The following is a 1,201-nucleotide window of genomic DNA, read 5'->3' on the forward strand; positions in this document are numbered from 1 at the left end:
GGCAATGCCTGAAGGATGGCGCACTTGCAGGAGCTTACGCAGATAGCCGCCTAGATCTTCCAGTGAAGCCTGACTCTCGAGAAGATAGCCCCATTCATCATGTAGTCCTTGTACCAGAAACGCTTGCAGTACGGGATGACAAGCGCCGGGTAGTGCGATTAACCAAGGCGAAATTTCGCTAACCTCACTCAAAGGTGTTCCGGCATACAATAAGTCCGCCTCAAGGCCGCTCTCGAACGACCATTCATAAAGTCGCCGGGCAAGCTGTTTGACACGCGCACCGTCTATCAGGAGATAAACATCTCGGTCAGCGGGCCACTGCCATGTGCCACCTTCCAGGCCTACCTCAAATGCCCATTCAGCCATTGCTTGTTGCCTCACATACGGGGCATAGCGCCTGCTGTTGCAGTAGAGCGGCTTGCTGAGGCGCTTTCACAGGCTTGAATACCGGCGGTGCCTCCACTTCCACCGGCAACCGCGGCGCCTGCGCCGCCTGCCCACTCCCCGAACCGGGGCTACCCCCCGAATTGATCTTCACCTGCGGCCCCACGATGGTCACGCCACTGGGGTCGATTTTCAGAAAGCTGCCGCCCGCCTTGAGGGTGATCTCGGCGCCGGCTTCGATGACGACCTTCATGCCCGCCTTGTGGTGAATCTCCTGCCCAGCTTCCACCAACTGTGCCTGGCCGATGTTTTCATGGCGGGTGCCGTTCACGGTGAGATGGTCGTCGCCGTCCACCTGGCTGTAGCGGTTGCCGTGTACCGTGTGGTGGTCGTCGTTATCGATTTCGCCGAGTCGGTCGTTGTGCACCTTGAGGTGGCTGTCGTTCTGGATCTCCTCGGTGCGGTCATTGAGCGTCAGAAGCTCCAGGTCCTTCTGGGCGTGGAGCCAGATCTGCTCTTCGCCGGCTTCGTCCTCGAAGCGCAGTTCGTTGAAGCCCTCCGCCTTGTGGCTCTGGGTACGGATGACAGTGCGGGTCTTGTGCTCAGGCAGTGGGTACGGGGCTGTGTTGACGGCATGATAGGTACGCCCGGTGACCAGCGGCTGATCCGGGTCGCCTTCCAGGAAGGAGACGATGACTTCGTGACCGATGCGGGGAATGGCGATGCTGCCGTAGCCGCCGCCGGCCCAGCCCTGGGAGACGCGCACCCAGCAGCTCGCGGTGTCGTTCGGTTCGGCGTAGCGGTCCCAGGGGAACTG

At 60.8% G+C, this 1,201-nt stretch carries 2 protein-coding genes; both read right to left on the reverse strand.

The genetic code is table 11. The features are described from left to right. Window positions 1–366 (reverse strand): DUF4123 domain-containing protein (locus BIS11_RS18000; protein WP_253586784.1); only part of this gene is annotated, 366 nt, incomplete at its 3' end. Next, window positions 359–1,201 (reverse strand): type VI secretion system Vgr family protein (locus tag BIS11_RS18005; RefSeq protein WP_253425736.1); only part of this gene is annotated, 843 nt, incomplete at its 5' end. The genes BIS11_RS18000 and BIS11_RS18005, both read right to left, overlap by 8 nt.

Origin of the sequence: Halomonas sp. 707D4 (genome assembly GCF_024158685.1) — a bacterium.
Lineage (GTDB): Bacteria > Pseudomonadota > Gammaproteobacteria > Pseudomonadales > Halomonadaceae > Vreelandella.